Origin of the sequence: Enterobacter sp. RCC_40, assembly GCF_041360735.1 — a bacterium.
GTDB lineage: Bacteria > Pseudomonadota > Gammaproteobacteria > Enterobacterales > Enterobacteriaceae > Enterobacter > Enterobacter ludwigii.
On record NZ_JBFUPR010000010.1, the window covers coordinates 82,850 to 104,641 of the forward strand.

At 55.6% G+C, this 21,792-nt stretch carries 17 protein-coding genes and 1 riboswitch; of the genes, 10 read left to right on the plus strand and 7 right to left on the minus strand.

Features of this window, described 5'->3' with window-relative positions:
• Positions 1-71: 71 nt before the first annotated feature.
• Positions 72-962, plus strand: a complete 891-nt coding sequence (gene metF / locus AB6731_RS21870) for a methylenetetrahydrofolate reductase (protein ID WP_014172187.1) — start codon at positions 72-74, stop codon at positions 960-962.
• A 209-nt stretch (positions 963-1,171) separates the two neighbouring features.
• The gene (gene katG / locus AB6731_RS21875) at positions 1,172-3,352 is read left to right on the plus strand and encodes a catalase/peroxidase HPI (protein ID WP_025202761.1); all 2,181 of its coding nucleotides are present in this window, start codon (positions 1,172-1,174) and stop codon (positions 3,350-3,352) included.
• A gap of 49 nt (positions 3,353-3,401) precedes the next feature.
• Here the strand turns inward: katG and AB6731_RS21880 are convergent, their stop codons facing one another.
• From AB6731_RS21880 to argE, 5 genes are all read right to left on the minus strand, one after another.
• Positions 3,402-4,505, minus strand: a complete 1,104-nt coding sequence (locus tag AB6731_RS21880; RefSeq protein ID WP_371006795.1) for a glycerol dehydrogenase — start codon at positions 4,503-4,505, stop codon at positions 3,402-3,404.
• Positions 4,506-4,517: 12 nt separating this feature from the next.
• Positions 4,518-5,180 carry a fructose-6-phosphate aldolase gene (gene fsa / locus AB6731_RS21885; protein ID WP_032679238.1) on the minus strand — a complete coding sequence of 221 codons (663 nt, stop codon included), beginning with the start codon at positions 5,178-5,180 and terminating at the stop codon, positions 4,518-4,520.
• Between the two features lie 128 nt (positions 5,181-5,308).
• A complete protein-coding gene (locus tag AB6731_RS21890; RefSeq protein WP_032680079.1) occupies positions 5,309-6,073 on the minus strand; it encodes an AraC family transcriptional regulator in 765 nt (254 codons plus the stop codon).
• A 63-nt stretch (positions 6,074-6,136) separates the two neighbouring features.
• Positions 6,137-8,788, minus strand: coding sequence for a phosphoenolpyruvate carboxylase (gene ppc, locus AB6731_RS21895; RefSeq protein ID WP_014172182.1), 2,652 nt, complete (start codon positions 8,786-8,788; stop codon positions 6,137-6,139).
• 270 nt (positions 8,789-9,058) lie between these two features.
• On the minus strand, positions 9,059-10,210 hold the full coding sequence (gene argE, locus AB6731_RS21900; RefSeq protein ID WP_020883942.1) for an acetylornithine deacetylase: 1,152 nt from the start codon (positions 10,208-10,210) through the stop codon (positions 9,059-9,061).
• An 88-nt stretch (positions 10,211-10,298) separates the two neighbouring features.
• Here argE and argC point away from each other — a divergent pair, with 88 nt between their 5' ends.
• The 4 genes from argC to oxyR all read left to right on the plus strand — a co-directional run bounded on the left by argC (position 10,299) and on the right by oxyR (position 14,782).
• Positions 10,299-11,303, plus strand: a complete 1,005-nt coding sequence (argC, locus tag AB6731_RS21905; RefSeq protein WP_020883941.1) for an N-acetyl-gamma-glutamyl-phosphate reductase — start codon at positions 10,299-10,301, stop codon at positions 11,301-11,303.
• 6 nt (positions 11,304-11,309) lie between these two features.
• A complete protein-coding gene (gene argB, locus AB6731_RS21910; RefSeq protein WP_086462987.1) occupies positions 11,310-12,086 on the plus strand; it encodes an acetylglutamate kinase in 777 nt (258 codons plus the stop codon).
• A 78-nt stretch (positions 12,087-12,164) separates the two neighbouring features.
• Complete coding sequence (gene argH / locus AB6731_RS21915; RefSeq protein ID WP_371006796.1) at positions 12,165-13,538, plus strand: argininosuccinate lyase; 1,374 nt, start codon at positions 12,165-12,167, stop codon at positions 13,536-13,538.
• A 326-nt stretch (positions 13,539-13,864) separates the two neighbouring features.
• Positions 13,865-14,782, plus strand: a complete 918-nt coding sequence (oxyR, locus tag AB6731_RS21920; RefSeq protein ID WP_014172176.1) for a DNA-binding transcriptional regulator OxyR — start codon at positions 13,865-13,867, stop codon at positions 14,780-14,782.
• Here oxyR and sthA read toward each other — a convergent pair.
• Positions 14,765-16,165 carry a Si-specific NAD(P)(+) transhydrogenase gene (gene sthA, locus AB6731_RS21925; RefSeq protein WP_014172175.1) on the minus strand — a complete coding sequence of 467 codons (1,401 nt, stop codon included), beginning with the start codon at positions 16,163-16,165 and terminating at the stop codon, positions 14,765-14,767. The genes oxyR and sthA overlap by 18 nt on opposite strands.
• 196 nt (positions 16,166-16,361) lie before the next feature.
• Here sthA and fabR point away from each other — a divergent pair, with 196 nt between their 5' ends.
• Both fabR and AB6731_RS21935 read left to right on the plus strand, forming a co-directional pair.
• Complete coding sequence (fabR, locus tag AB6731_RS21930) at positions 16,362-17,000, plus strand: HTH-type transcriptional repressor FabR (protein WP_008501784.1); 639 nt, start codon at positions 16,362-16,364, stop codon at positions 16,998-17,000.
• Positions 17,001-17,009: 9 nt separating this feature from the next.
• Positions 17,010-17,369: a YijD family membrane protein gene (locus AB6731_RS21935; RefSeq protein ID WP_020883939.1), complete on the plus strand. Its 360-nt coding sequence runs from the start codon at positions 17,010-17,012 to the stop codon at positions 17,367-17,369.
• A gap of 41 nt (positions 17,370-17,410) precedes the next feature.
• Here AB6731_RS21935 and trmA read toward each other — a convergent pair whose 3' ends face one another.
• The gene (trmA, locus tag AB6731_RS21940; RefSeq protein ID WP_371006797.1) at positions 17,411-18,511 is read right to left on the minus strand and encodes a tRNA (uridine(54)-C5)-methyltransferase TrmA; all 1,101 of its coding nucleotides are present in this window, start codon (positions 18,509-18,511) and stop codon (positions 17,411-17,413) included.
• Between the two features lie 104 nt (positions 18,512-18,615).
• Positions 18,616-18,792, plus strand: a riboswitch (cobalamin riboswitch).
• A 65-nt stretch (positions 18,793-18,857) separates the two neighbouring features.
• On the opposite strand from trmA, the gene btuB reads away from it, so the two are divergent.
• A complete protein-coding gene (gene btuB / locus AB6731_RS21945) occupies positions 18,858-20,705 on the plus strand; it encodes a TonB-dependent vitamin B12 receptor BtuB (protein ID WP_371006798.1) in 1,848 nt (615 codons plus the stop codon).
• The gene (murI, locus tag AB6731_RS21950) at positions 20,650-21,501 is read left to right on the plus strand and encodes a glutamate racemase (protein WP_014172170.1); all 852 of its coding nucleotides are present in this window, start codon (positions 20,650-20,652) and stop codon (positions 21,499-21,501) included. Before btuB ends, murI begins: the two co-directional genes overlap by 56 nt.
• The last annotated feature ends 291 nt before the right edge of the window (positions 21,502-21,792 follow it).

The window sequence follows — 21,792 nt, forward strand, 5'->3', positions numbered from 1 at the left end:
ACATCTGGACGTCTAAACGTATAGAAGTTCGAAACACAACACACAATGACACGCGATTGATGAGGTAAGGTATGAGCTTTTTTCACGCCAACCAGCGGGAAGCCCTGAATCAGAGCCTGGCCGAAGTAAATGGTCAGATTAACGTCTCTTTTGAATTTTTCCCGCCGCGCACCAGTGAAATGGAGCAAACCCTCTGGAGCTCTATCGATCGCCTGAGCAGCCTGAAACCGAAGTTTGTCTCCGTCACCTACGGTGCCAACTCCGGTGAGCGTGACCGTACGCACAGCATCATTAAAGGCATTAAGGACCGTACGGGTCTGGAAGCGGCTCCGCACCTGACCTGTATCGACGCGACGCGCGATGAGTTGCGTGCCATTGCCCAGGACTACTGGAACAACGGTATTCGCCATATCGTCGCCCTGCGCGGTGACCTGCCGCCGGGGAGCGGTAAACCGGACATGTACGCCACCGATCTGGTCGCGCTGCTGAAAGAGGTCGCAGACTTCGACATTTCCGTTGCCGCTTACCCTGAAGTTCACCCGGAAGCGAAAAGCGCCCAGGCGGATCTGCTTAACCTGAAGCGTAAAGTGGACGCCGGTGCGAACCGCGCCATTACCCAGTTCTTCTTTGATGTGGAAAGCTACCTGCGCTTTCGTGACCGCTGTGTGTCCGCGGGCATCGACGTCGAAATTATCCCGGGAATTTTGCCGGTCTCTAACTTCAAACAGGCGAAGAAATTTGCCGATATGACCAATGTGCGCATTCCACACTGGATGTCTAAAATGTACGAAGGGCTGGACGATGACCCGGAAACACGCAAGCTGGTGGGCGCAAACATCGCGATGGACATGGTGAAGATCTTGAGTCGTGAAGGGGTGAAGGATTTCCACTTCTATACGCTCAACCGCGCGGAAATGAGTTACGCCATTTGCCATACGCTGGGTGTTCGGCCTGGAGCATAACAAATAGAAGCCCTCTTCGGAGGGTTTTTTGATTTATAAGGGTTTTATTTACCCGCCATATCAGCAATGCTGCCTTTGATGTACAGAAAACACATACTTTCAATGGGAAATTAAACGGAATTAACTATCGAATCTGTGGGTTATCTCAACTATACCTTATCAACAAGGGCGTATATCGTAACGGTAACACTGTAAAAGGGAGCATAGCGATGAGCACGTCAGACGACAGCAATAATGCGGCATCAATCGGCAAGTGCCCGTTCCATCAGGGCAGCGTCGATCACAGCGCGGGGGCAGGCACAGGCAGCCGCGACTGGTGGCCAAAACAACTCCGCGTCGATCTTCTTAATCAACATTCCAACCGTTCTAACCCTCTGGGTGAAGACTTTGACTACCGCAAAGAATTCAGCAAACTTGATTACTCAGCGCTCAAGGGCGATCTCAAAGCACTTCTGACCGACTCTCAGCCGTGGTGGCCAGCCGACTGGGGCAGCTATGCGGGCCTGTTTATCCGTATGGCCTGGCACGGCGCAGGTACCTATCGCTCCGTTGACGGTCGCGGTGGCGCAGGGCGCGGTCAACAGCGCTTTGCCCCCCTGAACTCCTGGCCAGATAACGTAAGTCTGGATAAAGCGCGCCGTCTCCTGTGGCCTATCAAGCAAAAATACGGTCAAAAAATTTCCTGGGCTGACCTCTTCATCCTTGCCGGTAACGTGGCGCTGGAGAACTCTGGTTTCCGTACCTTTGGTTTTGGGGCCGGGCGTGAAGATGTCTGGGAACCGGATATGGACGTGAACTGGGGTGATGAAAAAGCCTGGCTCACCCACCGTGACCCGGAAGCACTGGCGAAGCGCCCACTGGCAGCCACCGAAATGGGGCTGATTTACGTTAACCCGGAAGGGCCAAACGCCAGCGGTGAACCGCTGTCAGCGGCCGCGGCGATCCGTGCCACCTTTGGCAACATGGGGATGAACGACGAAGAGACCGTTGCGTTGATTGCAGGCGGTCATACCCTCGGTAAAACCCACGGTGCAGGTGAAGCGACCCATGTCGGTGCCGACCCGGAAGCCGCGCCAATTGAAGCGCAGGGTCTGGGCTGGACCAGTACGCACGGTACCGGTGTTGGCGCAGATGCGATCACCTCCGGGCTGGAAGTCATCTGGTCGCAAACGCCGACCCAGTGGAGTAACTACTTCTTCGAGAACCTGTTCAAATACGAGTGGGTGCAGACCCGCAGCCCGGCGGGTGCGATTCAGTTCGAAGCCGTGGATGCACCAGACATTATGCCTGATCCGTTCGACCCGTCGAAAAAGCGCAAACCGACGATGCTGGTCACCGATCTGACGCTGCGTTTTGACCCCGAGTTCGAGAAAATCTCCCGCCGCTTCCTGAACGATCCGCAGGCCTTTAACGAAGCCTTTGCGCGCGCGTGGTTCAAGCTGACCCACCGTGATATGGGGCCAAAAGCGCGTTACATTGGTCCGGAAGTGCCGAAAGAAGATCTCATCTGGCAGGATCCACTGCCGCAGGCGGTGTTCAACCCGACCAAAGAGGACATCGAGAGTCTGAAAGCGGAAATCATTGCCTCGGGTCTGTCCGTGAGCGACCTGGTTTCCGTTGCCTGGGCATCTGCATCGACCTTCCGCGGTGGCGATAAGCGTGGCGGCGCCAACGGTGCGCGTCTGGCACTGGCACCCCAGCGCGACTGGGAAGTTAACGCCGCAGCGGTTCGCGCGTTACCCGCCCTGGAAGCTATTCAGCGTACCACCAACAAAGCGTCACTGGCCGATATCATCGTGCTGGCAGGTGTGGTGGGTGTTGAACAGGCGGCGAAAGAGGCCGGCGTTTACGTCAATGTACCGTTCACGCCGGGCCGCGTTGATGCGCGCCAGGATCAGACGGATATCGAGATGTTTAACCTGCTCGAACCGATTGCCGATGGCTTCCGTAACTACCGTGCACAGGTTGATGCCTCCACTACCGAGTCTCTGTTGATTGATAAGGCCCAGCAGCTGACGCTCACTGCACCAGAACTGACGGTGCTGATTGGCGGTCTGCGCGTACTGGGGGCGAACTTCGATGGCAGTCAGAACGGCGTGTTCACCCATCGTGAAGGCGTGCTGAGTAACGATTTCTTCGTGAACCTGCTGGACATGAATACCCAGTGGAAAGCGACCGATGAATCAAACGAGCTGTTTGCCGGCAGCGATCGCGCCAGCGGTGAAGTGAAATACACCGCCACGCGTGCCGATCTGGTATTCGGTTCGAACGCCGTGCTGCGCGCGCTGGCCGAGGTTTACGCCAGCAGTGACGCCCATGAGAAATTCGTCCGCGACTTTGTTGCCGCTTGGGCGAAGGTGATGGATTTGGATCGGTTTGATCTGCAGTAAATACAATCCCCGCTTCGGCGGGGATTTTTTTACCATCCGGCAATACCAGTTACGCCCACTCCCGCATGAACCGTTGCCCGTACTGATCGGCCACCAGCAGCGCCGCGTAAACCTGATCCGGTGACACCCCGCCTGGCATGTTGTGAATGGTTTCACCCTCTGCGCAGGCAGCCTCGGCAATCAGCCGCATTTTAAGCGGAATATCCTCTTTAATGTTCAGTTGTGCCAGCGTGATGGGCAAACCTACGCTGTGACACAGCGCCGCGACGGTTTCAATTTCCTCTACCGGGGCATTTTCCAGCACCAGTTGCGTCAGCGTCCCGAACGCCACTTTTTCACCGTGATAGAACGAATGTGCCTCCGGCACGGCGGTCATTCCGTTGTGAATGGCGTGTGCGGCCGCCAGTCCACCGCTTTCAAATCCAACGCCGCTCAGATAGGTATTGGCTTCAATGATGCGCTCCAGCGCCGGTGTGACTACGTGCTGCCCGGCTGCGAGCATCGCTTTCTCACCCTCTTCAATTAACGTGTTGTAGCACAACTCGGCGAGGGCTAGCGCAGCCTGGGTACATTTTCCGCCCGCCATGGTGATCGCGCCACTACGGGAACAGGCGCGCGCTTCAAACCAGGTGGCAAGGGCATCGCCTATCCCGGCGGCCAGCAGACGCGGCGGAGCGCCAGCCACCACCCGGGTGTCGACAATCACCATGTTCGGGTTATGCGGCAGCATCAGGTAGCGATCGAATTCACCGCTGTCGGTATAAATGACAGAAAGGGCGCTGCACGGGGCGTCGGTGGAGGCGATAGTCGGGGCGATGGCAACGGGCACGTCCATAAAATGCGCCAGCGCTTTGGCGGTATCCAGCGTTTTCCCGCCGCCGATACCGAGCACCGCCATACAGTCGGCGCCGTCGGCCCGTTTTTTCAGGCGATCGATTTCGTTTTGCGAACATTCGCCACCGAAGGGCGCGATTTCAGCATGAATTTCCGCTTTTTTGAAACTCTCAAGCAAGGTCTCTTGTGCAAAACCCAGCACAAACTTATCGCCCACAACCAACCAGCGTGTTGCCAGTGGTTTTAGATAGTCGCCGAGACGGGTGAGAACATCAGCGCCCTGGATATATTTCCCCGGCGATTGAATGATACGGTCCATAACAGATCTCCCTTAGAGGTTGAGGTTACCAAACGCGTTTTTCCAGTCGTGCTCAAACTTCTCTATGGCTGACTCTACCGCCGGGGTGCCGAGCATTTGTTGCGCTACATCTAAAGGAAGCGTGATTGCTTCACATCCGGCGAGCAGGCAGTCCAGCGCCTGACGTGGTGTTTTGAAGCTGGCGGCCAGCACGCTGCTTTCTGGGGCGTGCCGTTCGAGCAGGGATTGCAGCTCCTGTACCATACGAATGCCGTCCCCGCCCTGAGCGTCGACGCGGTTAACATACGGTGCGACATATTTCGCTCCCGCCAGCGCGGCCAGTAAACCCTGGGCGGCGCTGTAAACGGCCGTGCCCAACGTGGTTATGCCCTCTTTTTTCAGCATTTTTATCGCTATAAGGCCCTGCGCGGTCACCGGGATTTTCACCACGATGTCAGGAATGGCGTTACTCAGGCGTTTGGCTTCTGCCACCATCCCTTCGGCTTCACGGCTCATGGTCTGGGCAAACAGCGTACCCTGTGGCCCGATGGCGTTTTGCAGACGCGGCAGTACGTTCCAGAGGGTTTCGCCGCTGGCGGCTACAATGCTCGGGTTGGTGGTGACGCCGGCAATCGGAAAAATGCGCGCCAGGCGCTCAACCTCTGCCACGTTGGCGGTATCCAGATACAGTTCCATTATTTTTCCTTAAGTCAGAAAGGTTAACTTAAGGATAAGGTGGGGCTGCTGGCCGGGGATACAGGTCAATTTTGCCAAATACTGGACAAATGTAATGTGCTTAGTGAAGTGAGAGGGCGATCACAATGCTAGTTTTTGGCAGTCAGCTGGCTGTGATACTGGCGGCGGTACTCGGAAGGGGAGCGTTCGGTATGTTTACGAAAGAGGCGGCAGAAGTAGTTGCTGTCTGTAAAGCCGCAGCGGGCGGCAATGTCTTTGATTTTTAGATCATAACCCTTGAGCAACTGGCGCGCGTGTTCCAGACGCGTTTGGGTCAGGTATTCATTGAACCCCACGTTCCCGGTCTTCTGAAACAGATGTGAAAGGTAGTTGGGTGAAATATAAAACGCCCGCGCCACGGAATCGCGGGTCAGCGGTGAGGCGTGATGTTCATCGAGATAGCGCCGGATGGCTTCAAACAGAGCGCGACTGCGGCTGTCAGTGTGAATGTCGCTGCCAAGAAGATCGCGACAGTGGCTGAGCATACTCAGTACCACCAGTCTGGCCGTTTCCTGTTCATCAGGCTGCATCTGCAGCTCGGCCAGCGTTTGCAGGAGAAACGCTCCGGTTCGGGGGCCGCGCCGGGCAACCTGCTGGTGCTGTATAAGCACGTTATCCCGATAAAGACGAAACGACAGCTGCTGTTTACCGAAGCTGATGCTGAGCGCGTGTCCGGTATGAAGTAACCCCTCCGCAGAGGAAGAAAACCACGCTTCGCAGGCATTATCGAGGTTAATGACCAGGCAAGGCGATGTGCGGGAGTGTGGGTCGGGCGGGGCGACAAACCGTACGTCACGTAGCGCTATGGTGCCATTAATGAGGTCGGTCAGAAGGGTGCTGATGTCGTGGTGCATGGCGTGAATACCGGATATCGCCCGGCAGCGTTAGCGCTGCCGGGCCTGTATGAAGCCAATGGATTAGCCTGTGTTACGCATACCTGCCGCAACGCCTGCAATCGTCACCATCAACGCCTGTTCGACGCGTGGATCCGGCTCTTTACCTTCTTCTTCCGCCAGACGTGAACGGTGCAGCAGCTCCGCCTGCAGGACGTTCAGGGGGTCGGTGTAGATATTACGCAGCTGGATGGACTCGGCAATCCACGGCAGATCCGCCATCAGGTGCGAGTCGTTAGCAATGTCCAGCACCACTTTGATGTCGTCTTCCAGCAGTTCGCGCAGCTCTTTACCCAGCGTCCACAGCTCAGGCTTCACCAGACGCTGATCGTAGTATTCCGCCAGCCACAGGTCTGCTTTCGAGAAGACCATCTCCAGCATACCCAGACGGGTGGAGAAGAATGGCCAGTCGCGGCACATGGTTTCCAGTTCGTTCTGTTTGCCATCTTCCACCACTTTCTGCAGCGCCGCGCCTGCGCCCAGCCAGGCGGGCAGCATCAGACGGTTCTGGGTCCAGGCGAAGATCCACGGGATGGCACGCAGAGACTCTACGCCACCGGTCGGGCGGCGCTTAGCCGGACGTGAACCCAGCGGCAGTTTACCCAGCTCCTGCTCAGGGGTAGCTGAACGGAAGTAAGGCACAAAATCTTTGTTTTCACGTACGTAGCCGCGGTACAGATCGCAGGAGATATCTGACAGCTCGTCCATGATATGGCACCAGGACTCTTTCGGCTCTGGCGGTGGCAGCAGGTTCGCTTCCAGAATCGCACTGGTGTAGAGCGACAGGCTGCTGATGGTCACTTCCGGCAGGCCGTACTTGAAGCGGATCATCTCGCCCTGTTCGGTCACGCGCAGGCCACCTTTCAGGCTTCCCGGCGGTTGTGACAGCAGTGCCGCATGCGCTGGCGCACCACCACGGCCAATCGAGCCGCCGCGTCCGTGGAACAGCGTCAGTTCGATGCCCGCTTTTTCACAGGTTTTGATCAACGCATCCTGTGCCTGATACTGCGCCCAGGATGCCGCCATGACGCCCGCGTCTTTTGCGGAGTCGGAATAGCCAATCATCACCATCTGTTTGCCCTGAATAAAGCCGCGGTACCAGTCGATATTCAGCAGCTGCGTCATGACGTCGTTGGCGTTGTTCAGGTCATCAAGGGTTTCAAACAGCGGTGCAACCGGAAGGGCATAGTCGATACCGGCTTCTTTGAGCAGAAGGTGAACGCCCAGCACGTCAGACGGCGTTTTCGCCATGGAGATCACATAGGCAGCCACCGATCCTTTCGGCGCATCAACGATCGCTTTACAGGTGTTGAGCACCTCGCGGGTTTCGTTGCTTGGCTCCCAGTTACGTGGCAGCAGGGGGCGCTTGGAGTTCAGTTCGCGGATCAGGAAGGCTTGTTTGTCCGCTTCAGACCAGCTTTCATAGTCGCCGATGCCGAGATAGCGGGTCAGTTCGCCCAGCGCTTCGGTATGTCGGGTGCTTTCCTGACGGACGTCAATACGCACCAGCGGCACGCCGAAACACTTCACGCGACGCAGGGTGTCGAGCAGTTCGCCATTCGCGATGATGCCCATTCCGCAGGCCTGCAGTGATTTATAGCAGGCATACAGCGGCTCCCAGAGCTGCTCGTTCTGGCTCAGCAGGCCTTCCGGCTTTGGCAGGCGCTGGCCTTTCAGACGCGCTTCCAGCCAGGCCTGCGTCGCCATCAGCTGGCCACGCAGTTTTTTCATCAGGAAACGATACGGCTCGCTGGCACCTTCTTCGCCGGCCAGCGCGCGCAGTTCCGGCGTGGCCTCTACCATCGACAGCTCGGAGATCAATACCTGAATATCTTTCAGGAACAGGTCGGTTGCTTTCCAGCGGCTCAACAGAAGCACGTGGCGGGTAATTTCCGCGGTGACGTTCGGGTTGCCGTCACGGTCGCCGCCCATCCAGGAGGTGAAGCGCACCGGCACAAAATCGACCGGCAGGCGGTAATCCAGATTCGCTTCCAGCTGCTCGTTCAGCTCACGCAGGTAGTTCGGCACCCCTTCCCACAGGCTATTTTCCACCACTGCAAAGCCCCATTTGGCTTCGTCGACCGGGCTTGGACGATGCTTACGAATTTCATCGGTGTGCCAGGACTGGGCAATCAGCTGGCGCAGACGGCGCATCAGCTGGTTGCGTTCGTAGTCAGCAATGTCTTTGTTATCCAGCTGCTTGAGGCAGTTGTTCACTTCCACCATTTTGTGGATCAGGGTGCGGCGAGTGATTTCGGTTGGGTGAGCGGTCAGAACCAGCTCCAGCGAAAGGGATTCCACCGCTTTTTTGATGATGTCTTCGTTGAGGTCTGGCTGGTCTTTCAGTTTACGAAGCGTACGGGCAATGACTTCCGGGTTGCTGGCAGCTTCGCCATTCGGCGAAATGCTGTGGTATTGCTCAGCGGTGTTTGCCAGGTTCAGAAACTGGCTGAAGGCGCGGGCAACGGGCAGCAGCTCATCGTTAGAAAGGTTCTGCAAGGTGGTGAGCAGCTCCTGACGACTGGCCTCGTTACCTGCACGGGAAGATTTTGACAGCTTGCGGATGGTTTCAACGCGGTCGAGGATGTTTTCCCCCAACGCATCTTTGATGGTATCTCCAAGCACTTTGCCGAGCATACTGACATTACTACGCAACGCGGAATATTGTTCGTTCATAAAAACCCAGTCACCCCATCATTTTTGTTTATGCCCAATCGAAAATCTTTTGGACAATATTTTGTCATCTCCCTTTATAAAGCCACGTAAAACCCCCGTCGTCAATTGCTGCGAAAACGGTTCAGCAAACGAATAAATGTGGGTAATTTACGAAATTTAATTCGCTTTGCGTCAGATAAGAGATGCTTATGGGAATGTGACGAAGATCGCGGGATTTGTTGCCCTTACCCTGACCCTCTCCCACCGGGAGAGGGAACCCTCAGGGGCATTTTAATGCCAGCAGAAGTGATGCACGACCTGGGTAATCAGTTCACGGGTCGGTTTGATAAAGCGCGTTTCCAGATATTCATCCGGCTGGTGAGCCTGGTTGATGGAACCCGGGCCAAGCACCAGCGTAGGACACAGGGTCTGAATAAACGGTGCTTCGGTGCAATAGTTCACCACGTCGGTTTTCTCGCCGAGCAGCTTTTCCACGACTTCAACCAGTTGATGATCCGGTGGACATTCGTAGCCAGGGATCGGCGGATGAAGCTCGGAGACCGTCAGGCGGCCCGGCCAGCGCTCGCTGACCGGCGCCAGCGCTTCGGTCAACAGGCCGTCGAGATCGCTCAGCGTCATGCCCGGCAGCGGACGGATATCCATATGCAGTTCGCAGCAGGCGCAGATACGGTTGGATGCATCACCACCGTGCAGGCTGCCGAGGTTCAGCGTCGGATAAGGCACGGTGAATGCGTCGTAGTGATAACGCTCTTTCAGCGAGTCGCGCAACTGCATGATGCGGCCAATGGCGTCGTGCATCAGTTCGATGGCGTTGACGCCGCGCGCCGGATCGCTGGAGTGGCCTGACTGGCCCAGCACGCGCACCGCCGTGGAGATATGGCCTTTGTGGGCGCGGATTGGCTGCAGTGACGTTGGTTCACCAATAATGGCGCAATCCGGGCGAATCGAGGTGTTTTCAGAGAAGTAGCGCGCCCCGGCCATGCTGGTCTCTTCATCGGCAGTGGCCAGAATGTAGAGCGGTTTCTTCAGCGTTGTCACGTCCACGTCACGCAGCGCATCGAGGATAAAAGCAAAAAAGCCTTTCATGTCGGCGGTGCCCAGACCGTAAAGCTTGTTGTCATGCTCGGTCAGGGTGAACGGATCGCGTGTCCAGCGGCCATCGTCAAAGGGAACGGTATCGGTATGACCGGCCAGTAGCAGGCCGCCAGCACCCTGTCCGGTACTGGCGAGCAGGTTAAATTTATGGCGTGTTCCGGGAACGGGCTGAACCTCAACGTTAAACCCAATATCGCTAAACCAACCTGCCAGCAGATTGATTAAAGACTCATTGCTCTGATCCAGCGCTTCTTCGGTCGCACTGATGGAGGGTGTGGCAATCAGGGCGCGGTAAATCTCGATAAATGGCGGTAAGTTCATTTTCATTGTTGACACACCTTAGGTCGTGATAGTATCAATATTCATGCAATAAATGTGAATAAAAATACATTAACGTTGAGCATAAAGGAACCCGATGTTGAATACGCTGATTGTAGGCGCTAGCGGTTATGCGGGCGCAGAGCTTGTAAGCTACGTGAATCGCCATCCTCATATGACCATAACCGCTTTGACCGTGTCAGCGCAAAGCAATGATGCAGGAAAGTTAATTTCCGATTTGCATCCGCAACTTAAAGGCATTGTTGATCTGCCGCTGCAGCCAATGTCTGACATCCGCGCGTTCACCGACGGCGTCGACGTGGTGTTTTTAGCTACCGCGCACGAAGTCAGCCACGACCTGGTTCCGCAATGTCTGGCGGCCGGCTGTGTGGTGTTCGACCTCTCCGGCGCCTTCCGTGTGAATGACGGCGCGTTCTACGAAAAATATTACGGTTTCACCCATCAACACCCTGAACTGCTGGAAAAAGCGGTATACGGCCTGGCGGAGTGGAGCACAGATAAACTGAAGGAAGCGGATCTGGTTGCCGTGCCGGGCTGTTATCCGACGGCGGCACAGCTTTCTCTGAAGCCGCTGATCGACGCAGACCTGCTGGATCTGAACCAGTGGCCGGTGATCAACGCCACCAGTGGTGTCAGCGGCGCGGGGCGTAAAGCCGCTATCGCTAACAGCTTCTGCGAAGTGAGCCTTCAGCCGTATGGCGTGTTCAATCACCGCCATCACCCTGAAATCACGACGCATCTGGGTGCGGATGTCATCTTCACGCCGCATCTGGGCAGCTTCCCGCGTGGGATCCTCGAAACCATCACCTGCCGCCTGAAACCCGGCGTGACCCACGAACAGGTGAGCGAAGCCTTTACGCAGGCCTATGCGGACAAACCGCTGGTGCGCCTGTACGACAAAGGCGTGCCGGCGCTGAAAAACGTGGTTGGCCTGCCATTCTGCGACATTGGCTTTGCCGTGCAGGGTGAGCACCTGATTGTGGTGGCTGCGGAAGATAACTTACTTAAAGGCGCTGCCGCGCAGGCAATGCAGTGTGCAAATATTCGTTTCGGTTTCCCGGAAACCCAGGCTCTTATTTAAGGTGTGATGATGAACCCATTAATTATCAAACTCGGTGGTGTACTGCTGGACAGCGAAGAAGCGCTGGAGCGTCTTTTTACCGCGCTGGTGAACTATCGCGAATCACACCAACGTCCGCTGGTGATTGTGCACGGCGGCGGCTGCGTGGTTGATGAGCTGATGAAAGGGCTCAACCTGCCGGTGAAAAAGAAAAATGGCCTGCGCGTCACGCCTGCTGACCAGATTGATATTATTACCGGTGCCCTGGCGGGGACTGCGAACAAAACGCTGCTGGCGTGGGCGAAGAAACACCATATCGCCTCTGTCGGTCTGTGCCTGGGTGATGGTGACAGCGTAAAAGTGACCCAGCTCGACGAAGAACTCGGACACGTTGGACTGGCACAGCCTGGTTCGCCTAAGCTGATTAACATGCTGCTGGAAGGAGGATTCCTGCCGGTGGTGAGCTCTATCGGGGTGACCGAAGAGGGCGAACTGATGAACGTCAATGCAGACCAGGCGGCAACGGCTCTGGCGGCTACGCTGGGCGCGGACCTGATTTTGCTCTCTGACGTAAGCGGTATTCTCGACGGCAAAGGCCAGCGTATTGCGGAAATGACCGCAGCGAAAGCCGAACAGCTTATCGAGCAGGGCATTATTACCGACGGCATGATCGTCAAAGTCAATGCGGCGCTGGATGCCGCACGTACGCTCGGACGTCCGGTGGACATCGCCTCCTGGCGCCACGCGGAGCAACTCCCGGCGTTGTTTAACGGCACGCCGATTGGCACGCGTATTCTGGCGTAAGCAATTTACCGATTCTGCAGGCCCGGTCAGCGCAGCGCAGCCGGGCAATGAAATTCAAAGATATTAAGGAAGCATGTTATGGCACTTTGGGGTGGGCGTTTTACACAGGCAGCGGATCAACGGTTCAAACAGTTCAACGACTCTTTGCGCTTCGACTACCGCCTGGCCGAGCAGGATATCGTCGGCTCTGTGGCCTGGTCCAAAGCGCTGGTCACCGTGGGCGTCCTGACCGCAGACGAACAGCTGCAGCTGGAAGAGGCGCTGAATAACCTGCTGGAAGAGGTGCGTCTGGACCCGCAGCAGATCCTCGCCAGCGATGCGGAAGATATTCACAGCTGGGTGGAAGGGAAACTCATTGATAAAGTCGGCCAGCTGGGTAAAAAACTGCATACCGGGCGTAGCCGTAACGACCAGGTCGCGACTGATCTGAAATTGTGGTGTAAAGATACCGTTGGTGAACTGCTGGCAGCCAACCGTCAGCTGCAGGGTGCGCTGGTGGAAACCGCGCAGAACAACCAGGACGCGGTGATGCCGGGTTATACCCACCTGCAGCGCGCGCAGCCGGTAACCTTTGCGCACTGGTGTCTGGCCTACGTTGAGATGCTGGCGCGTGATGAAAGCCGTCTGCAGGATACCCTGAAGCGTCTGGACGTGAGCCCGCTGGGCAGCGGTGCGCTGGCAGGGACGGCCTATGAAATCGACCGTGACCAGCTGGCAGGCTGGCTGGGCTTTGCTTCAGCCACCCGTAACAGCCTGGACAGCGTCTCTGACCGTGATCACGTGCTGGAGCTGCTTTCCAATGCGTCTATCGGCATGGTGCATCTGTCGCGCTTTGCCGAAGACCTGATTTTCTTCAACTCCGGTGAAGCCGGGTTTGTTGAGCTGTCTGACCGCGTGACGTCAGGCTCCTCCCTGATGCCACAGAAGAAAAACCCGGATGCGCTGGAGCTTATCCGCGGTAAGTGTGGCCGTGTGCAGGGCGCGCTGACCGGCATGATGATGACCCTGAAAGGGCTGCCGCTGGCGTATAACAAAGATATGCAGGAAGACAAAGAAGGGCTGTTCGACGCGCTCGATACCTGGCTGAACTGCCTGCATATGGGTGCGCTGGTGCTGGACGGCATTCAGGTGAAACGCCCGCGTTGTCAGGAAGCGGCGCAGCAGGGCTATGCAAACTCGACCGAGCTTGCCGATTACCTGGTGGCGAAAGGCGTACCGTTCCGTGAAGCGCACCATATTGTCGGTGAAGCGGTGGTTGAAGCCATTCGTCAGGGTAAGGCACTGGAAGCATTGCCGCTGACCGACCTGCAGAAATTCAGTGCGGTTATCGGTGATGATGTGTATCCGATTCTGGCGTTGCAGTCTTGTCTGGATAAGCGTGCAGCGAAAGGCGGCGTGTCACCGAAGCAGGTCGCGCAGGCGATTGCGGATGCGAAAAACCGGCTGGTTTGATGAGCGCGGGCTGGTGCCCTCACCCCGCCCTCTCCCACGGGGAGAGGGAGTAAACACTATAAATGGCAACTTCGGTTGCCATTTTGCTTTTATCCCCGGGCTTTTTTACGCAAAAAAAAAGCGGACCACGGGGTCCGCAAAAGTTCACGTTGGCTTTAGTTGTTCGAGTTTTGAGAGAAACTCGCTGACGGTGCGGGGACGTCAAGGGTCAAACACGTGCCGCCTCGTCTATGTGGTGTATTATTCAACAGAATGCTTGATAGGGATAATCGTTCGTTGCTATGCTATCTATCGCCATGAACTATCGTGGCGACGGAGGATGAATAATGAATATTCGTGATCTTGAATACCTGGTAGCGCTAGCCGAGCACCGCCATTTTCGCCGCGCGGCAGATTCCTGCCACGTCAGCCAGCCTACCCTGAGCGGCCAGATCCGCAAGCTGGAAGACGAGCTGGGCGTGATGCTGCTGGAGCGCACCAGTCGTAAGGTACTGTTCACCCAGGCAGGTCTGCTGCTGGTGGATCAGGCGCGCACCGTGCTGCGCGAGGTCAAAGTGCTCAAGGAAATGGCAAGCCAGCAGGGGGAGGCGATGTCCGGCCCGTTGCATATTGGCCTGATCCCAACCGTTGGCCCGTACCTGTTGCCGCACATCATTCCAATGCTGCATCAGACGTTCCCGAAACTCGAAATGTATCTGCATGAAGCGCAAACCCATCAGCTGCTGGCGCAGTTAGACAGCGGCAAGCTCGACTGTGCCATTCTGGCGCTGGTCAAAGAGAGCGAAGCTTTTATTGAGGTGCCGCTGTTTGATGAGCCCATGATGCTGGCGATCTATGAAGATCACCCGTGGGCGAACCGCGATCGCGTGCCGATGGCCGATCTGGCCGGTGAAAAACTGCTGATGCTGGAAGATGGTCACTGCCTGCGCGATCAGGCGATGGGCTTCTGCTTCGAAGCGGGTGCTGACGAGGATACCCATTTCCGCGCAACCAGCCTTGAAACGCTGCGTAATATGGTGGCGGCGGGCAGTGGGATCACATTGCTGCCGGCACTGGCCGTGCCGCGCGAACGTAAACGTGACGGCGTGGTTTATCTGCCATGCATTAAACCAGAGCCACGTCGTACCATTGGTCTGGTTTATCGTCCGGGTTCACCGCTGCGCAGCCGCTATGAGCAGCTGGCAGAGGCCATCCGTGGTTCGATGGATGGCCATTTTGACAATGCGTTAAAACAGGCGGTTTAAGCCGTTCAGTGCCGCGACCCGATAGGCTTCCGCCATGGTCGGGTAGTTGAAGGTGGTGTTAACGAAGTACTCGATGGTGTTACCACCACCTTTTTGCTCCATGATCGCCTGGCCGATATGAATAATCTCCGCCGCGCGTTCACCGAAGCAGTGAATACCGAGGATCTCTTTCGTCTCGCGATGGAACAGGATCTTCAGCGTACCCACGCTCATTCCCACGATTTGCGCCCTCGCCAGATGTTTAAACTGCGCGCGACCCACCTCGTAAGGCACCTTCATTGACGTCAGTTGCTGCTCGGTTTTCCCGACGGAGCTGATTTCCGGGATGGTATAAATACCTGTCGGAATATCTTCGATCAGATGTGCCGTCGCTTCGCCTTTCACCAGCGCCTGCGCCGCGATGCGTCCCTGATCGTATGCTGCAGAAGCCAGGCTTGGATAACCGATAACATCACCGACGGCATACACATGCGGCAGGGCTGTCTGGTACATGCTGTTCACCTTCAGCTGACCGCGGCTGTCGGTTTCGAGCCCGATATTTTCCAGAGCCAGAGAATCAGTGTTACCGGTACGGCCGTTGGCGTACAGCAGGCAGTCTGCTTTCAGCTTCTTGCCCGATTTCAGATGCATGATCACACCGTCGTCGCAGCCTTCAATTTTCTCGTACTCTTCGTTGTGGCGAATCACCACGCCGCTGTTCCAGAAGTGGTAAGAGAGCGAGTCTGACATTTCCTGATCGAGGAAGGCCAGCAGGCGGTCGCGGGTGTTGATCAGGTCAACTTTCACGTCCATACCCCGGAAGATCGACGCATATTCGCAGCCAATCACCCCTGCGCCATAGATAATCACATGACGGGGTTCGTGGTGCAGGCTCAGGATGGAGTCGCTGTCGTAAATGCGCGGGTGGGAGAAGTCCACGTCTGCCGGATGGTACGGGCGTGAACCACAGGCGATGACAAATTTTTCCGCCGTGATGGTTTCGACTGACCCGTCGTGGCATTCGAGTGCCAGGGTGTGTTCATCAACAAAGTGCGCATTGCCCTGCAAAATTTCACAGTGGTTACGCTCATAAAACCCCTGGCGCATCCGCGTCTGCTGGTTAATAACGGTATCCGCATGATTCAGGATGTCAGCAAAGGAGGAACGAAGAAGTCGGGAGTGGTCGCTGTAAAGAGGGTTCTGGTTAAATTCAATAATGCGGCTAACGGCATGGCGGAGGGCTTTGGAAGGGATGGTGCCCCAATGGGTGCAACCGCCGCCAACGTTATGGTAGCGCTCTATCACCGCTACTCTGGCTCCCTGTTTCACCAGTCCCATAGCAGCGCCTTCGCCGCCGGGGCCGGAACCTATCACAATTGCGTCGTAATCGTAGGAATGTGGCATGGTAAGGCTTACCTGTTCTTATACATAAAAGCAACAGAATCATAACATCATTGCCCGAGTAACCCAATTATCGTTGTGCTTTTTTCCGGCAGTGGAGCACAAACCGTACGTAAACAATCATTCACAAAGCCAGGCAAACAGATTAATTTTATTCTCTGGTATAGTGCCATCAGGCCTTTGGAAGGATTCAACTATCGTGATGGGCGTAAGAGCACAACAAAAAGAGAAAACCCGGCGTTCGCTGGTGGAAGCCGCATTCAGTCAACTGAGTGCCGAGCGTAGTTTTGCCAGTTTAAGCCTGCGTGAAGTTGCGCGCGAGGCCGGGATTGCGCCAACGTCCTTCTATCGTCATTTCCGTGATGTGGATGAACTGGGTCTGACCATGGTCGACGAGAGCGGGCTGATGCTGCGTCAGCTTATGCGCCAGGCGCGGCAGCGTATCGCTAAAGGGGGGAGCGTGATCCGCACCTCTGTGTCGACCTTTATGGAATTTATTGGCAATAACCCCAACGCATTTCGCCTGCTGTTGCGGGAACGTTCCGGAACATCAGCCGCGTTCCGTGCCGCTGTGGCGCGTGAAATTCAGCATTTTATCGCGGAACTTGCCGACTATCTTGAACTCGAAAACCATATGCCGCGTGCATTCACTGAAGCACAGGCTGAGGCGATGGTGACGATTGTTTTCAGCGCGGGTGCCGAAGCGCTGGATGTCAGCATCGAACAACGCAAGCAGCTCGAAGAGCGACTGGTATTACAGCTCAGGATGATCTCCAAAGGCGCGTACTACTGGTATCGCCGTGAACAAGAGAAACTGGCACATCAAACCGAAGAGTGAAGGTGAGTAATGAAACAGTCAGGTCAGGATAAGGGTACGCTGTTGCTGGCATTGATCGCTGGCTTATCAATTAATGGCACGTTTGCGGCTGTGTTCAGCTCGATCGTTCCATTTTCTATTTTCCCGCTTATTGCGCTGGTGCTGACGGTGTACTGTCTGCATCAGCGTTACCTGAACCGCACCATGCCGGTCGGGTTGCCTGGGCTGGCCGCGGCCTGCTTTATTCTTGGCGTGTTGCTGTATAGCACCGTGGTGCGTGCAGAGTATCCGGATATCGGTTCTAACTTCCTGCCGGCGGTACTTTCCGTGGCACTGGTGTTCTGGATTGGCTCGCGCATGCGTAGCCGCAAGCACGAGCTGCCGGAGTAAGAGAGTGGGGTTGCAGGCAGGTTGACCTGCCTGCCATCACGTTACTTCGCGGTAAGAAGTACGCCGCACTCCATATGGTGCGTATACGGGAACTGATCGAAGAGAGCCAGACGTTCAACATTGTGCGTCTGGCTTAATGTTTCGAGATTCTTGCACAGCGTTTCCGGGTTACAGGAAATGTACAAAATACGCGGGTACGCCTGCACCATCTTCTCGGTTTCGCTGTCCAGGCCACTGCGCGGCGGATCGACAAAAATCGTCTCACACTGGTAGCTCTTCAGATCGATCCCCTCCAGGCGATTAAACTGTCGTACGCCATTCATGGCCTGCGTGAACTCTTCTGCAGACATACGAATGATCTGCACATTGTCGATGTGATTGGCGGCAATGTTGTACTGTGCAGCGGCAACGGACGGCTTGGCAATCTCCGTCGCCAGGACGCGCTCAAAGTTACGCGCCAGCGCCAGGGAGAAGTTGCCGTTCCCGCAGTACAGCTCTAGCAGATCGCCCTTTGACCCTTCGGTCGCCTTCAGCGCCCAGTCCAGCATCTGTACGTTCATTGCTGCGTTTGGCTGGGTAAAGCTGTTCTCAACCTGGCGGTACACCATCTCTTTTCCCGCCACCGACAGACGTTCGTCGATGAAATCCTGATCCAGCATGATTTTGGTTTTTGTTGCACGACCAATCAGGTGAACGTTGATGTTCTGCGCGCGCAGGGCATCGCGCAGCGCTTCTGCCTGCTCGCGCCATTCGTCATTCAGCGCTTTGTGATACAGCAGAGAGACAATCGCCTGGTTGCTTTGCGTGGTCAGATAATCAATCTGGAACAGCTTGTGGCGCAGCACAGGGTTGTTGCGTACGCCGTCGATCATCAGCGTCATGAGCTGGTTGATGAGTTCACTCGCCGCCGGGAAACTGTCAACCCGAATGCGGGACTTCGTCTGCTGATCGAAAATGATGTGGTACAGGTCGTCACCGTCGTGCCAGATGCGGAACTCCGCACGCATGCGGTAGTGGCTAACGGGCGAGCGGAACACCTCAGGAACGGGCGCGTTGAAAGGCGTCATCATACTTTGCAGGCGGACAACTTTCTCTGTCAGCTGTGCGTCGTACTGTTCTGTTGGGAGGTGTTCGGGGGTCATGATGCGTCCTGAGTGATAAAGAATTACGCGGGGATTGTAGGGATTGTGCAGTGGATGTCCAGATTTAATGGCCAATAGCTATCTGGACATCTATACGTGTCTAATTGTAGCATTCTGTTTCCGGTCTCCTGAGAGTGAAAAGGGAATCCAGTGAAAATCTGGAGCTGACGCGCAGCGGTAAAGACTGGCGGGATGAGAATTGTAGACACTGTGAAAATGGGAAGTCTTCATCCGCAAAACGCCACCTAGCCCGAAGACCTGCCGGGATCACGTCGCATTTGGTTTCGTCATCGCGTGCTATAGATGAAGCCTGCGGCATCCTTCTTATATTGTGGATGCTTTAACAATGATTAAAAAAGTATCGCTGTTGACGGCGTTGTCCGTCACGGCATTTTCGGGCTGGGCGCAGGATAGCGACGACTCGTTGGTGGTGACAGCAAACCGTTTTGAGCAACCTGTTAATACCGTTCTTGCACCAACGTCTGTGGTGACGCGCGAGGATATTGATCGCTGGCAGGCAAACACCGTCATTGACGTTATGCGTCGCTTGCCTGGCGTGGATACCGCCCAAAACGGCGGAATGGGGCAACTTTCCTCTCTTTTTATTCGGGGAACTAATTCCAGTCATGTTCTTATTCTTGTCGACGGGATCCGTCTTAACCAGGCTGGGGTAACGGGGTCGTCCGATCTCAGTCAGTTCCCGATCGCCCTGGTGCAGCGCATTGAATATATTCGCGGGCCACGCTCTGCAGTCTATGGTTCTGATGCGATTGGTGGCGTAGTGAACATTATTACTACCCGCGCAAAGGACGGCACGACGTTGAATGCGGGCGTAGGCTCGCATGGCTACCAAAATTACGGCGGCAGCACCCAGCAAACCCTGGGTGACAGCACGCGCGTGACGCTGGCGGGTGATTATACCTATACCAAAGGCTTTGACGTGGTTGCGGATGGCAACAACGGTGGTCTGGCTCAGACCGATCGTGACGGCTTTATGAATAAAACCCTCTACGGTGCGCTGGAGCATGCTTTCTCTGATCAGTGGAGCGGGTTCGTTCGCGGCTATGGCTACAGCAACCGTACCGCCTATGACGGCTATTACAGTTCATTTACGCCTGATGTTTTGGTTGATACTCGCCAGCTCTATAGCCAGACCTGGGACGCTGGGCTGCGCTTTAATAATGACGTCGTCCATTCACAACTTCTCACCAGCTACAGCCACAGCAAAGATTATAACTACGACCCGCATCTGGGACGTTATGATTCCAATGCCACGCTGGATGAGATCAAACAGTACAACGTGCAGTGGACCAACTCCGTTGAGGTGGGCCATGGCAATATTGGCGCAGGTGTCGACTGGCAGAAGCAGAGCACCGAACCAGGAACAAGCTATGTCACAAACGGCTATGACCTGCGTAACACCGGCGTCTACCTGACTGCGCTGCAGCAGTTTGGCGACTTTACCCTGGAAGGGGCAGCGCGTAGCGACGATAACTCTCAGTTTGGTCGACATGGCACCTGGCAGAGCAGTGCGGGCTGGGAGTTCATTGAAGGTTATCGATTCATTGCCTCGTATGGCACTGCCTATAAAGCACCCAACCTCGGGCAGTTGTATGGTTTCTATGGCAACGACCATCTTGATCCTGAGGAGAGTAAACAGTGGGAAGGCGCGTTCGAAGGTCTGACGGCTGGCGTGAACTGGCGCGTATCGGCCTATCGCAATGACGTTGATAACCTGATCGACTTTAATAACAACCTTCAGGAATACTACAACGTAGGCAAGGCGCGTATTAAAGGGGTTGAAGCCACAGCGTCCTTTGATACAGGTCCACTGACTCATACGGTCGGTTACGATTATGTGGATGCACGCAATGCGGCAACAAACCAGCTATTGGATCGCCGGGCTAAGCAGCAGGTGAAGTATCAGCTTGATACGCAGGTCTATGAATTCGACTGGAGCCTGACTTACCACTACCTGGGAACACGTTACGACACTGACTTTGGTACCTACCCGTCTGAAAAGGTGAAAATGGGCGGCGTAAGCCTGTGGGATGTCGCAGTTTCATATCCTGTCACCTCTCACCTTACAGTTCGTGGTAAAATAGCCAACCTGTTCGACAAAGATTACGAGACAGTTTATGGCTACCAAACTGCAGGACGGGAATACACCTTGTCTGGCAGCTACACCTTCTAATCCGCGTCCCACCGTGCTGGTATTTGATTCCGGTGTCGGTGGGCTTTCGGTCTATGATGAGATCCGACATCTCCTGCCGGATCTCCATTACATTTACGCCTTTGATAACGTCGCGTTCCCGTATGGGGAAAAGAGTGAAGACTTTATTGTTGAGCGTGTGGTTGAAATCGTCAGCGCGGTACAAAAGCGTTATCCCCTCTCGCTGGCGGTCATCGCCTGTAACACGGCCAGTACAGTATCGCTTCCTGCATTGCGCGAAAAATTCCAGTTCCCGGTTGTGGGCGTTGTTCCTGCAATAAAGCCTGCCGCGCGTCTGACGGCAAACGGCATTGTTGGTTTACTGGCAACGCGAGGCACGGTGAAGCGACCTTATACGCGCGAGTTAATCGACCGCTTTGCCAACGAATGCCAGATTGCAATGCTCGGTTCGGCGGAACTGGTCGAGATCGCCGAAGCGAAGCTGCACGGAAAGGCAGTGCCGCTCGAAGAGTTGCGCCGTATTCTCCGCCCGTGGCTGCGGATGCCGGAGCCACCGGACACCGTTGTGCTGGGGTGCACCCATTTCCCTCTATTACAGGAAGAGTTATTAGAAGTTCTGCCTGAGGGCACGCGGCTGGTGGATTCGGGGGCGGCTATAGCCCGACGTACGGCCTGGTTGCTGGAACATGAAGCTCCGGATGCAAAATCTGCCGATGCAAACATCGCTTTTTGTATGGCCATCACTAATGAGACCGAGCAACTTTTGCCCGTTTTACGCCGTTATGGCTTTGAAACGCTCGAAAAACTGGCGCTGTAGCACGATTTTGAGCAAAAAAGAGACGGTTGAACGTTTTTTTTAAAAGAGGGGTTGTCAACGTCTGAGAACTCCCTATAATGCGCCTCCACTGACACGGAACAACGGCTTGCAAGCCGCCGGGTTAGCGGGGTTCAGAGATGAACACCAACAGAGAAAAGCAAAAATAAATGCTTGACTCTGAATGAGGAAAACGTAATATACGTGACCTCGCGATGGTGAGCTGTAAGCCGCGTCGCAACTGCTCTTTAACAATTTATCAGACAATCTGTGTGGGCACTCAAAGTGACATGG